9 protein-coding genes are annotated in these 12,502 nt (G+C 67.0%); 8 read left to right on the forward strand and 1 reads right to left on the reverse strand.

Going from position 1 to position 12,502, the window contains the following annotated elements:
• Both ACYQ5L_RS03545 and ACYQ5L_RS03550 read left to right on the forward strand, forming a co-directional pair.
• Entirely contained in the window at positions 1–705 is a 705-nt protein-coding gene (locus tag ACYQ5L_RS03545; protein ID WP_459955442.1) for a CPBP family glutamic-type intramembrane protease, read from the forward strand.
• A 668-nt stretch (positions 706–1,373) separates the two neighbouring features.
• The gene (locus tag ACYQ5L_RS03550) at positions 1,374–1,757 is read left to right on the forward strand and encodes a sterol carrier family protein (RefSeq protein WP_459955444.1); all 384 of its coding nucleotides are present in this window, start codon (positions 1,374–1,376) and stop codon (positions 1,755–1,757) included.
• Here ACYQ5L_RS03550 and ACYQ5L_RS03555 read toward each other — a convergent pair.
• A complete protein-coding gene (locus tag ACYQ5L_RS03555; RefSeq protein ID WP_459955447.1) occupies positions 1,752–3,080 on the reverse strand; it encodes a YhgE/Pip domain-containing protein in 1,329 nt (442 codons plus the stop codon). The genes ACYQ5L_RS03550 and ACYQ5L_RS03555 overlap by 6 nt on opposite strands.
• A gap of 113 nt (positions 3,081–3,193) precedes the next feature.
• On the opposite strand from ACYQ5L_RS03555, the gene purF reads away from it, so the two are divergent.
• The 6 genes from purF (at position 3,194) to ACYQ5L_RS03585 (ending at position 12,501) form a co-directional block, all read left to right on the forward strand.
• Positions 3,194–4,759: an amidophosphoribosyltransferase gene (gene purF / locus ACYQ5L_RS03560; protein ID WP_459955448.1), complete on the forward strand. Its 1,566-nt coding sequence runs from the start codon at positions 3,194–3,196 to the stop codon at positions 4,757–4,759.
• 364 nt (positions 4,760–5,123) lie between these two features.
• Positions 5,124–6,668 carry an ABC transporter substrate-binding protein gene (locus tag ACYQ5L_RS03565; protein ID WP_459955450.1) on the forward strand — a complete coding sequence of 515 codons (1,545 nt, stop codon included), beginning with the start codon at positions 5,124–5,126 and terminating at the stop codon, positions 6,666–6,668.
• A 104-nt stretch (positions 6,669–6,772) separates the two neighbouring features.
• Positions 6,773–7,783 (forward strand): ABC transporter permease, encoded by a 1,011-nt coding sequence (locus tag ACYQ5L_RS03570; protein WP_459963315.1) that lies wholly within the window; start codon positions 6,773–6,775, stop codon positions 7,781–7,783.
• Positions 7,783–8,796: an ABC transporter permease gene (locus ACYQ5L_RS03575; RefSeq protein WP_459955452.1), complete on the forward strand. Its 1,014-nt coding sequence runs from the start codon at positions 7,783–7,785 to the stop codon at positions 8,794–8,796. Before ACYQ5L_RS03570 ends, ACYQ5L_RS03575 begins: the two co-directional genes overlap by 1 nt.
• Entirely contained in the window at positions 8,789–10,594 is a 1,806-nt protein-coding gene (locus ACYQ5L_RS03580; protein ID WP_459955454.1) for an ABC transporter ATP-binding protein, read from the forward strand. The genes ACYQ5L_RS03575 and ACYQ5L_RS03580 overlap by 8 nt, the downstream gene beginning before the upstream one ends.
• Before the next feature lie 302 nt (positions 10,595–10,896).
• Positions 10,897–12,501, forward strand: coding sequence for an ABC transporter substrate-binding protein (locus ACYQ5L_RS03585; protein WP_459955455.1), 1,605 nt, complete (start codon positions 10,897–10,899; stop codon positions 12,499–12,501).
• Position 12,502 lies beyond the last annotated feature (1 nt).

Consider the following 12,502-nt stretch of genomic DNA (forward strand, 5'->3'; position numbering starts at 1 on the left):
GTGCGCACCCGCCTGGAAACCCTTGCGGCCATGGCTCTCCCGCTGGCATGGAACAACCACCTCCTCCCCGCCATGCGCCTGAACCTCCGCGGCCGCACCGCCGCGAACGCCGCCTTCGGCACCGCCTACGCCCTCGCCTTCCACGGCAACCCGAACTGGCGCTCGGCCCGCGGCCTGCGGGTCGGCCTGGCGGCAGCCGCGGTCGTCACCGCCGGTTACGGTGTGGCCCTGCTCATTCCGTCCACCCGCCGCCACCTGGCCGAACTGGCCGATCGCGGACCGGAGGTGCCGACGCCCGAATGGGTGGCGATACACATCCCCCTCGGCACCGTCTACACCGAGGAAATGGTCTACCGCGCCACCCTCACCCCCCTCCTCACGGAGGCGCACGGACGCCCTGGAAGGTGGCTCGGCGCAGCGATCTTCGGCCTGTCCCACATCCAACCCGCCCGCGCCGCAGGCGATCCCATACCCGGGACAGTGCTCCTCACCGGTCTCGGCGGCCTCCTGCTGGACTTTTTGCAGGACCGCACCGGCAGCGTCACGGCCCCCGCCCTGCTCCATTTCGCCGTGAACTGCGGCGGCGCCCTGGCCCCCCGATCAGCCCGCCGCCACGAGAAGCGAATCACCCGCAAAGCCGAACGCCTCGCCGAACTCCGCCGCCAGCGCCGAGCAGCCCTGCGCCCCAACAGCTCAACATCCTGAAACCGAAAATCACACCCCCCGCCCGCCCCAATCCGAGCCGGTCCGCCGAAGGCGAACCCCAAATGCCATGACCAGGTTGCCCTATCCGATCCTGTCCGCCGCAGGCGAACTGTCAATAACGACAGAGATATCAGTTGGTCCGCTCACGGTGTGGGTCCGGAGCCGTCAACCAGCGCTCCCAAGTACGCCCCGCCCACTCGCCAACGGGTGTGGTCGTGAGCCGGTGTGATCAGGAGCCCGTCGAGCCACCAGCCACCGTCCGGTCAGCAGCCGGTGCGGTTGCCAGCCGGTGCGGTTGCCAGCCGGTCCGGTTGTCGGCCGGTCCGGGTCACCAGCCCGTCGGGTCCCCAGCTTGTGTGCTTGTGTGTTTGTCCGCCGCAGGCGAACTGTCAATGAACGGTAGGGATGACAGTTGGTGCACTCGCTGTGTGGGTTCGGGGCCGTCTCGATTTTGGACTGAGTGGAGCGTGCGTCGGAGCGGGGGAGCGAAGCGGAGGAGCTCCGGCGTGCGCGGAGGGAGGGAAAAATCGAGACCTCCAGGCCCCGAACCCCGCCGGAGCGAAGCGGAGGCAAATTAAACACAGCCACGAGCGTTTCTGGTCGGATTGCCCGTCTTCCCTCTCGACAGCCGAGCGCAACGCGTCGGCCGACCCCGGTAACCTCACGCTGTGGCACGAGCAGCAGTGACCCCAGAGCAGTTGAAAGCAGCCCTGGCAGCAGTGACCAACTGGCTGCATGACGAAACAGCCCCACCCCCCACCCGCCCAGAACTAGCCGCCGCCGTCCGCACCACAGCACGCACCCTCGCCGCAGACGCACCAGGTTCGTCCGTAGAACTGCGGGTCCCTCCCTTCGTAGCGGTGCAATGCATCGAGGGCCCGCGCCACACCCGTGGCACCCCGCCAAATGTCGTCGAAACCGATCCACGCACCTGGCTGTTGCTCGCCACCGGCCTGCTGACCTTCGAGGCCGCGCTGGAATCCGGCGCACTGACCGCCTCCGGCAGCCGCGCGCCCGAGGTGGCGCGCTGGCTACCCGTCGCGCAGCTATGACGCGGGATTGGCGTTGACCGGCTTGCGCTCCAAGCCCTTCCGGTCATAGAAGCGGGTGATCCCGAGACCGAACACAACGCCGATCGCCAGACCCAGCGCCGCCATCCAGAACCCGCGGCTCAGCCCCGCGATACCGCTGCCATTGAAGTACAGAATGGCGCGGGTCCCCAGGAACACCTGGTGCATCGGCTCGAATTTGGCCAGCCACCCGAAGTACTTCGGCGTCGCCTCGATCGGCACCGTGCCGCCGGAGGACGGCAGGCCCAGGATGATGAAGATGATCAGGTTGATGATCAGACCCGCAGTCCCGACGGCGGCCAGGATCGACGAGCAGGTGAACCCGACCGCGATGATCACGAACGCGCCGTAGAGGAACAGCAGCAGCGGCTTGTCGATCGGCATCCCGAGCCACTTGCCGATCCCCATGAGCGCCCCCGACACCAGGCACGCCATGACCGCGATCGCCGACCATTTGATCAGCAGCGTGGTCACCCGCGAGACCGGCGCGCGCGGGAAATGCAGATACCAGGGCCCCCATTCGGTCGGCAGGAAGCCCAGCGCGGAATCGATCAGCTGATGAATGATCATGGCGCCGACCATGCCGATCAGCAGCAACAGCAGGCTGTAGAAGAACGCGGTCAACCCCTCGCCGGAACCGCCCGGCAGCGGCCGGTATTGCTCGATCACGATATTGAGCGGCTTCTCCAGCGCGATCCGCGTGGCGCCGGTGAGCTCGGGCGCGGGCCCGCCGTCCGGCGGCGTCAGCTGCGCCTTGACCGTCTCGGTGAGCTGCTGCCCGACCTGCGTCTGCACCTGCGACAGCGCCTCCGCACCGAACTTCTGCACGATGGCGGTGGCGAACGCGCCGGTGCGCGGATTGGTCTGCAAGGTCAGCACCGGCTGCGAGATGTCCCCCGGAATCACGCTGCCCACACCGAGAATCCCGAGCCGCTTGGAGAAGTCGCTCGGAATGATGATGGTCCCGTAGACCTGTGCCTGCTGCATCTGCAGCTGCGCCTCGTTGATGCCGAGCACGCGCAGATCGATTTTGTCCGACGGCACCGCCTTCTCGAGGCCCTCCTGGACCTGATCGCCGAAGTTGACGTGCTTGGTCTGCCCCGGCGCGCCGATATCGTCGCCGACATCCTGATTGACCAGCGCGATCGGGAAGTTGTGCAGGTTCTTCTCCGGATCGACGACGTAGTCGAGGTACATCACGCCGAGCAGCGAGGCCAGCAGCGTGACGACGACAATCGGGAAGGCCCACTTGATCGGGGTCAGATGGCGGCGCCCGGCGCCGTCCGCGGTCTCGGTGTCCGTCACTCTCGAAAGCTAACAGCAAACCTCCCGCCACCGGGGTCAACCCAGCGGTGGGTTGCGCGCGGATTACCCGTAGAATGACCGGTGCCCCCCGCCCGCCTAACAGGGAGCAAACGGTGACCCTGCCCCCCGCCGCCACCACCCCCGATCAGGTCGAGAACGAACCGCGCGAAGAGTGCGGCGTCTTCGGAGTCTGGGCGCCGGGTGAGGATGTGGCCAAGCTCACGTACTACGGCCTCTACGCACTACAGCATCGTGGGCAGGAGGCGGCCGGCATCGCCGTCGCCGACGGCTCGCAGGTCCTGGTCTTCAAGGATCTCGGCCTGGTGAGCCAGGTCTTCGACGAGCAGACCCTGGCGGCCATGCCCGGCCATGTGGCCGTGGGCCATTGCCGCTACTCCACCACCGGCTCCACCACCTGGGAGAACGCCCAGCCGATCTTCCGCACCACCGCGGTCGGCACCGGACTGGCCCTGGGGCACAACGGAAATCTGGTCAATACCGCCGAATTGAGCGCCCGCGCACGCGAACTCGGCCTGATCAGCGGCCGGCTGGCCGGGAACATGGCCGCCACCTCCGACTCCGACGTGATGACCGCGCTGCTGGCGCACGCGGCCGCCGACAAGAGCATCGAGCAGGCCGCCATGGAGCTGCTGCCGACGCTGCGCGGCGCGTTCTGCCTGACCTTCATGGACGAGCACACGCTGTATGCCGCGCGGGATCCGCACGGTGTGCGCCCGCTGTGCCTGGGCCGGTTGGATCGTGGCTGGGTGGTCGCCAGCGAAACCGCGGCACTCGATATCGTGGGCGCCTCCTTCGTGCGTGAGATCGAGCCCGGCGAACTGCTGGCGATCGACGCGGACGGGGTGCGCTCCTCGCGTTTCGCCAATCCGACGCCCAAGGGCTGCGTCTTCGAGTACGTGTATCTGGCCCGGCCGGACTCCACCATCTCCGGTCGCTCCGTGCACGCCACCCGGGTGGACATCGGCCGCCGCTTGGCCGACGAGCATCCCATCGACGCCGATCTGGTCATCCCGGTGCCGGAATCCGGCACCCCGGCCGCGGTCGGCTACGCGCAGGGCTCCGGCGTGCCCTACGGCCAGGGCCTGATGAAGAACGCCTACGTGGGCCGCACCTTCATCCAGCCCAGCCAGACCATTCGCCAGCTCGGCATCCGGCTCAAGCTCAATCCGCTGCGCGAGGTCATTCGCGGCAAGCGGCTCATCGTGGTGGACGACTCCATCGTGCGCGGCAATACCCAGCGCGCCCTGATCCGGATGCTGCGCGAGGCGGGCGCGTTGGAGATCCACGTGCGGATCGCCTCCCCACCGGTCAAGTGGCCTTGCTTCTATGGCATCGACTTCGCCTCGCGCGCGGAGTTGATCGCCAATGGTGCGGGCCCCGACGGCATCGAGGGCACCAGCCTGGACGAGATGGTCGAGGGCGTGCGGCGTTCCATCGGCGCCGACAGCCTCGGCTACATCTCCCTCGAGGGCATGATCGCCGCCACCGAGCAGCCGCGCTCGCGGCTGTGCTGCGCCTGCTTCGACGGCGAGTACCCGATCGCCCTGCCGACCGAGGCGGCCATCGGCAAGAACCTGCTCGAGGGCATGCTCAGCGGAACGAGCGAGTCGGAGCTGCTGGCCGACAATGCCAATGTGGACGCCCTGAGCCGTCCGTAGCCGGACTCTCGATCTCATGCCCGCCCGCGGATACCGCGGGCGGGCATGGCTGTTTTACGGGCGGCGCCCGGTCTTCCGGGGGTTTTCGGGGGTTTGGGGGCCTGGCCCCCAAATTTTTTCAGTTCGAGATTCAGGGCGGAGCCCCGGCGCAGTTGCGCCAACGACCCTGTCGCGACCGCGACAAAAAATCTGTCAGTTTGTTCGTAAACGCAACATATAAGCAACGACGCGCCGATACTGTGCCCAGCCAGACGAAGTCCATCGTGGTGCTCGACTGTCCGTGATCCGGACTCCCGCACCACGTTTCGAGAGCAGGACAGGCATGCGAGCAAGAAGCGTTGCAGCAGTAGGTGTAGTCGGATTGATGACGCTGGCGCTAGCCGGCTGTGGTTCGGGGCGGACGGGGGATGGCGGGGGAGGTGCGGGACTCGTCATCGGCACCACCGACCGGATCTTCGCGCTGGATCCCGCCGCCGCCTACGACAATGGTTCGCTGGCCGTGGAAACCCAGGTCTACCAGTATCTGCTGAACTTCGGCCCGGGCGACACCAAGCCGAAGCCGGATGCGGCCGAGAAGTGCGAGTTCACCACGCCGACCGTGTACCAGTGCAAGCTGAAATCGGGTCTGAAGTTCGTCAACGGGAACCCGTTGACCGCCAACAGCGTCAAGTTCTCCTTCGACCGGATGCTCGGGATCAACGACCCGAACGGCCCGGCGGTGCTGCTGAACAACCTCGACAAGACCGAGGTGGTCGACGAGCTGACGGTCAACTTCACGCTGAAGGTCGCCAATGACCAGACCTTCCCGTCGGTGCTGCCCACCCAGGCCGGGGTGCTGGTCGACGAGAAGTCCTTCCCCAAGGACCGGGTGCTCCCGGACGAGGAAGTGGTGAAGGCCCACCCGTTCTCCGGCCCGTTCGACATCACCAGCTACGACAAGAACAAGCTGGTCGAGTACAAGGCCAACAAGGACTACAACGGCCTGCTCGGCGCACCCAAGACCGAGACCGTCTCCGCGAAATACTATGAGTCGCCGGAGAATATGAAGCTCGACATCCAGAACGGCGATATCGACGTCGCCTACCGCTCGCTCTCGCCGACCGATATCGCGGCGCTGCGCAACGACTCCAATGTGAAGGTGCACGACGGGCCCGGCGGCGAGCTGCGCTACATCGTGTTCAACCTGAACACCATGCCCGGCAACGATCCGGCCCAGAAACTGGCCGTGCGCAAGGCGATCGCCTCCACCGTCGACCGCGACGCGCTGAGCCAGAACGTCTACAAGGGCACCTATCAGCCCGCGTATTCCTCTGTCCCGCAGGGCGTCACCGGCGCGACCGAGCCCTACAAGGAGATCTACGGCGCCAAGCCGAACAAGGACGCGGCCGCCAAGTTCCTCGCCGACGCCGGCGTGACCACCCCCGTCACGCTGAACCTGCAGTACAACCCGGATCACTACGGCGGCTCCAGCTCCGAGGAGTACGCGGCCATCAAGTCGCAGCTGGAGGCCAGCGGACTGTTCAAGGTCAACCTGCAGTCCACCGAATGGGTGACCTACCAGGACGAGCGGGTGCAGGACACCTACCCGCTGTACCAGCTGGGCTGGTTCCCGGACTTCCCGGATCCGGACAACTACCTGACCCCGTTCTTCGCGCCGAACAACTTCCTGGAGAACCACTTCGAGGATCCGGCCATCACCGCCCAGCTGACCGCCGAGACCGTCGAGGCCGATCCGGCCAAGCGGGCCACCCTGCTCGCGCAGGTGCAGCGTGATCTGGCGGCCAACCACATCTCGATGCTGCCGCTGCTGTCCGGCAAGTCCATCGCGGTGTCCAAGCCGGAGGTCCAGGGTGTCGGCAGCACCCTGGACGCGTCGTTCAAGTTCCGGTACGGCGTCCTGAGCAAGTGACCGCGTCGCTGAAGAGCGGGCCGGAGGCCCCGGCCCGCTCGTCTCGAGTCAAACTGCCCCTCAGGCGAATCAAGATTCCGGGCGCCGATTCCCGCTACGGTGCGCTGTTGCGCTACCTGGCGGTGCGGCTGGCTCTCATCCCGGTCACCACCTGGATCCTGGTGACCACCGTCTTCGTGCTCATGCGCGTGGTCGGCGATCCGATCAGCGCCGCCCTGGGCGGCCGGCTCCCCGCCGATCAGATCGAGGCCCGCAAGGAGGCGGCCGGGCTGAATCGCCCACTGCACGTGCAGTATTGGGAGTACATCACCGATCTGGTGCGCGGCGATTTCGGCTACACCCAGGACAAGCGGCCGGTCAGCGACGTCATCGTCACCTATGGCGCGGCCACCCTGGAATTGGTGTTCTGGGCGCTGCTGGTGGCCTTCGCCGTCGGCGTCCCGCTGGGCCGGTACGCGGCCACGCACCGCGATCGGCCCGTCGATGTGGGGCTGCGGCTGTTCGGCACGCTGGCCTACGCCGCGCCGGTGTTCTTCGTCGGCCTGCTGCTCAAGCTCATCTTCGCGGTGAACCTGGGCTGGCTGCCGGCCAACGGGCGGGCCAGCACCAATGTCGAACTGGCGCTGCAGCACGTCTCGCCGAAGACCAATATCCTGGTTATCGACGCGATCCTGTACGGGGACACCGAGTACCTGATCGATGTTCTCGAACACGCTGTGCTGCCGGCGGTTTCGCTCGGCCTGCTCACCGCGGGCGTGTTCCTGCGGCTGGTGCGGATCAATCTGATCCAGACCCTGCGCAGCGATTACGTGGACGCGGCCCGGGCGCGCGGGCTGTCCCGGCGGGTGGTCATCGGGCGACACGCCTTCCGCAACGCGCTCATTCCGGTGGTGACCGTGATGGGCCTGTACATCGCCACCATGCTGGGCGGCGCGGTGCTCACCGAGCGCACCTTCGAATGGAAGGGCCTGGGCAATCAGCTGGCCGTGTACCTGACCCAGCGCGACTTCATGGCGGTGCAGGGCATCGTCGTGTTCATCGCGCTGGTGGTCGCGGTGATGAGTTTCGTGGTCGACGTCATCGTCGCCATGATCGACCCGAGGGTGAGGTTCTGATGGTCGCACCGGAAGTGGTCACCGAACCCGTTGTGCTGCCCGCCGTTCCGAAGCGGCGCGGCATACCGGGCCTGCGCGTCATCACCATGACCTCGGGCCTGCAGCGGGCCACCCTGGTCCTCGGGCTCGTCATCGTCGGCCTGTTCGCGTTCGTCGCCGTGTTCGCGCCGCTGCTGGCGCCCTACGGGCTCGCGCAGCGGGCGGTGGACGGCGTCGAATTCCCGCAGCACGCCGAACCGTTCGGGGATCATCTGCTGGGCACCTCGGTGCGCAGTGAGGACGTGCTGTCCCGGGTGATCTACGGCGCGCGCACCGCGCTCATGGTGATCGCGCTGTCGCTGGTGCTGTCGCTGTTCGTGGGCGTACCGCTGGGACTGATCTCCGGGTACATCGGCCGTCGCCTGGACAAGGTGCTGGTGCTGGTCATGGACGCCATGTACGCGTTCCCGTCGCTGCTGCTGGCCATCGTGGTGTCGATCGTGGTGGCGGGCGGTGAATCCAGCGCCTTCGGCGGTGTGTTCTCCGCGGCCGTGGCGATCACGGTGATCTTCGTACCGCAGTACTTCCGGGTGGTGCGCAATGCGACGGTCGCCATCAAGCACGAACCGTATGTGGACGCCGCCCGGGTGAGCGGGGCGTCCACGGCGCGAATCCTGGTGCGGCACATCTTCGCCAATGTCACGCAGTCGCTGCCGGTGATCATCACGCTCAATGGCGCGGAGGCGATCCTGACCCTGGCGGGCCTCGGCTTCCTCGGCTTCGGCATCGAGCCCACCCAGGCCGCCGAATGGGGTTACGACCTCAACAAGGCGCTCGGCGATGTGGGCAATGGGATCTGGTGGACCGGCGTCTTCCCGGGCATCGCCATCGTGACCGCGGTGCTCGGCATGACCCTGGTCGGCGAGGGCCTCAACGAGGTGCTCAATCCACTGCTGCGCTCGCGCCGCAGTGTGCACAACGGCAATGGCGGCAATGGCGAGGACGGCGCGGGATCGGAGGGCGACGATGACTGACAAGACCCGCACGGCGCTCGAAAAGGCCCGTCCCGCACTGTCTGTCGAATCCCTGTCGGTCACCTTCGCCACCGACGCCGGGCCCGTCTACGCGGTCAGCAAGGTGTCCTACGAGGTGTTCCCGGGCGAGGTGCTGGCCGTGGTCGGAGAATCCGGCTCCGGGAAGTCGGTGAGCTCGCGCACCGCCATGGGCCTGCTGCCGGGCACCGCGAGCGTGCGCGGCACCGTCACCCTCGGCAGCGACAAGATCACCGCCATGACCGAGAAGGAGCTGACCGCGCTGCGCGGCGGGGCGGTCTCCATGGTGTTCCAGGAGCCCGGCAGCGCGCTGGACGCGCTCTACACCGTCGGGTTCCAGATCATGGAAGCCCTGCGCGCGCACAGCGATATGAATCGCAAGGCGGCCCGGGCGCGCGCCGTCGAACTGCTGCGCATGGTCGGGCTGCCCGATCCCGAGCACCGGGTGGACTACTACCCGCATCAGCTCTCGGGCGGGCAGAAGCAGCGCGTCATGATCGCCATCGCCATCGCGTGCGAGCCCAAGGTGATCATCGCCGACGAGCCGACCACCGCCCTGGACGTCACGGTGCAGGCCGAGATCCTGGAACTGCTCCGGGATCTCAAGGATCGGCTGGGCAGCGCCATCGTGCTCATCACCCACAATATGGGCGTGGTCGCCGACCTCGCCGATCGGGTGGTGGTCATGCGCGAGGGCAAGGTGGTCGAAACCGCGCCCGTGGAACAGCTTTTCGCCGATCCGCAGCACGAGTACACCAAGGCGCTGCTCGCGGCGGTCCCGCACCTGGGCGCCTCGCGCATCCGGGACACGGTCGCCGCGGAGGGGTCCGGCGACGCCGCGGCGGAACCCGCCGCGGGCGGACCGGCGGCGGTCGCCTCCGTGCTGGTGAAAAGCTCTCCCATCGAACTCGCGACCCCCGCACCGGAACTGGCCGTCTCGGCCGGTACGCCGGTGCTGGACGTCGCGAATCTGGTGGTGGAGTTCCCCGGCGGGCTCGGCCGGGCGTCCTTCCGGGCGGTCGACGACGTGACGCTGTCCATCGCCCGGGGCGAAACCCTGGGCCTGGTCGGCGAATCCGGGTCCGGCAAGTCCACCATCGGACGCTGCGCGGCCGGATTGCAGCGGGCGACAAGCGGATCCGTGCGGGTGCTCGGCACCGATATCGCGCGGCTGAGCGAGAAGAAGCTGCGGCCCATCCGGCAGCGGCTGGGCTTCGTCTTCCAGGATCCGGCGACCTCGCTGAATCCGCGTCTGACCGTGGGCGATTGCGTCGCCGAACCGCTGATCGTGCACCGCGCCGCCAATGGCACGGCGGTCCGCGACCGGGTCCAGCAGATGCTCGACGACGTTCAGCTGCCCGCTGATACCGCCAAACGGTACCCGCACGAACTGTCCGGCGGGCAGCGGCAGCGGGTGAGCCTGGCGCGGGCGCTGGTGCTCAATCCCGATCTGCTCATCGCCGACGAGCCGACCAGCGCCCTGGACGTCTCGGTGCAGGCCAGGGTGCTGGAGCTCTTCGCGCAGCTGCAACGCGAATGCGGCTGGGCCTGCCTGTTCATCAGTCACGATCTGGCCGTGGTGGATCAGCTCGCCGATCGCATCGCGGTGCTGTGCCGGGGCGCGGTGGTGGAGCAGGGCACCCGCGACGAGATCCTGCGGCACCCGGCACAGGAGTACACCCGGCGGTTGGTGGCGGCGGTGCCGGTGCCGGATCCGGTGGAACAGCGGCGGCGGCGCGCGGAGTCGGCGGCGTTGTTTGCACAAGACCGCTCGGCCTGATTCAGCGCATTCGACACGAGGCTGCGCCCGGAAAACCGGGCGCAGCCTTTGTTAATACGCGGTTACTACCAATTGGATAGGCTTCACCTCTTGAAAAGCGCAGGCTGTACGGCGATCGGCGGAATCTAGAGCATTACTGCGCCCTTTCGCAAGCATTGCTGAGAATTATGACTAAATGATCGTTTGAAACACAGAGGAAACACTTCATCTGGTTAACTTCGCGCAAAGATAGCTAGTCGCCGGACGGGCCGGAAGGTGAACCCTGCCGCCCGTCCGGCGCTTGTTCGAGAGTTGGGTTATCCATGAGTTCAACGACGAGCCGGACCACGAAGATCGCCGCGGCCGGTATCGCCACCCTCGCTGTCGCCGCCCTCGCCGGCTGTGGCGCGGGCCGCACCGGAGACGCCGGCGCCGGCGCGGGGATCGTCCTCGGCACCACCGACAAGATCTTCGCCCTGGACCCCGCCGCCAGCTACGACAACGGTTCCAAGCAGGTCCAGGCCCAGGTCTTCCAGACCCTGCTCGACTTCCCCGCCGGCGGCAGCACCCCGCAGCCGGACGCCGCGGAGAAGTGCGAGTTCACCGCGCCCACCGTGTTCACCTGCACGCTGCGCCCCGGCCTGAAGTTCGCCAACGGGAACCCGTTGACCGCCAACAGCGTCAAGTTCTCCTTCGACCGCATGTTGAAGATCAACGACCCCAATGGTCCCGCCTCGCTGCTGGGCAACCTGGACAAGACCGACGTGGTGGACGAGCGCACCGTCGCCTTCACCCTCAAGGTCCCCAACGACCAGACCTTCGCCTCGGGCGGACTGTCGGCCAATGCGGGCTACATCGTCGACGAGAAGAGCTTCCCGGCCGACAAGACCCTCTCCGACGAGGACGTGGTCAAGGCCAACCCGTTCTCCGGCGTGTACACCATCGGCAGCTACGAGAAGAACAAGCTCGTCGAGTACAAGGCCAACCCGGGCTACAACGGCCTGCAGGACAAGCCCAAGTCCGACATCGTGTCGGTCAAATACTACGCCTCCAGCGACAACCTCAAGCTGGACGTGCAGAACGGCGCCATCGATGTCGCCTACCGCTCGCTGACCCCCACCGATATCGACTCCCTGCGCGGCAACGACAAGCTCGCCGTGCACGAGGGCCCGGGCGGCGAACTGCGCTACATGGTCTTCAACCTGAACACCATGCCCGGCAACGATCCGGCCCAGAAGCTGGCCGTGCGCAAGGCCCTGGCCTCCTCCATCGACCGCGCCGCGCTCGCCACCGGCATCTACAAGAACCTCTACACCCCGGCGTATTCGTCGGTGCCGCAGGTCTTCCCGGGCGCCACCGAGCCCTACAAGGAGATCTACGGCGAGAAGCCGAACAAGGACGCGGCCGCCAAGTACCTGCGCGACGCCGGGCTGACCGTGCCGGTCCAGGTGAACCTGCAGTACAACCCGGACCACTACGGCACCTCCTCCTCCGAGGAGTACGCCGCCATCAAGAGCCAGCTCGAGGGCACCGGGCTGTTCCAGGTGAACCTGCAGGCCACCGAATGGGTCACCTACCAGAAGGAACGCGCCCGGGACGCCTACCCGGTGTTCCAGTTCGGCTGGTTCCCGGACTTCCCGGACGCCGACAACTACCTGACCCCGTTCTTCGCCCCGAACAACATGCTGCAGTCGCACTTCGAGGATCCCAAGATCACCGCGCTGCTCACCGCGCAGCTGACCGAGGCGGATCCGGCCAAGCGCAAGGCGCTGCTGGCCCAGGCGCAGACCGAGTTGGCGCAGAACCACATCCCGATCCTGCCGCTGCTGACCGGTAAGCAGATCGCGGTGGCGGGCAAGAACGTCCAGGGCGTCGACGAGACCCTCGATATGGCCTCCAAGCTGCGCTACGGCATGTTGAGCAGGTGAT

The sequence above is a fragment of the Nocardia sp. IFM 10818 genome, assembly GCF_054655275.1.

Coding starts and splice junctions, on each gene's coding strand:
- ACYQ5L_RS03565 (WP_459955450.1), top strand. CDS start 5,124: ATGACGCTGGCGCTAGCCGGCTGTGGTTCGGGGCGGACGGGGGATGGC.
- ACYQ5L_RS03575 (WP_459955452.1), top strand. CDS start 7,783: ATGGTCGCACCGGAAGTGGTCACCGAACCCGTTGTGCTGCCCGCCGTT.
- ACYQ5L_RS03580 (WP_459955454.1), top strand. CDS start 8,789: ATGACTGACAAGACCCGCACGGCGCTCGAAAAGGCCCGTCCCGCACTG.
- ACYQ5L_RS03585 (WP_459955455.1), top strand. CDS start 10,897: ATGAGTTCAACGACGAGCCGGACCACGAAGATCGCCGCGGCCGGTATC.